We start from the raw sequence: 202 nt of genomic DNA, 5'->3' as shown, positions 1-202 counted from the left end.
TTTACACCAGTAATGAAAGGTTTGATAGTTAATGGCACTATCGAGGCAAAACTGTTTAATCGTCAAGTTGCTGTTTTGTTGTTGCTCAAGTATCTGAGCCCAGTGATGACGTTTTTGTTCTTGATTCATAATATCTCCTTTAAAAAAGATACTATGGCGAAGCTAGATTTTTATTGATAGGTGGGTTTCGTTAACCGCTTAC

1 protein-coding gene is annotated in these 202 nt (G+C 36.1%); it reads right to left on the bottom strand.

The window, feature by feature from the left end:
- Positions 1–129: IS66 family insertion sequence element accessory protein TnpA (gene tnpA, locus R3X26_RS19120; RefSeq protein ID WP_411572439.1), on the bottom strand; the 129-nt coding region annotated here is incomplete at its 3' end.
- Positions 130–202 lie beyond the last annotated feature (73 nt).

Source organism: Vibrio sp. TH_r3, from assembly GCF_033101115.1.
Taxonomy (GTDB): Bacteria; Pseudomonadota; Gammaproteobacteria; order Enterobacterales; family Vibrionaceae; genus Vibrio.
This window is presented reverse-complemented; position numbering and strand designations above follow the sequence as displayed.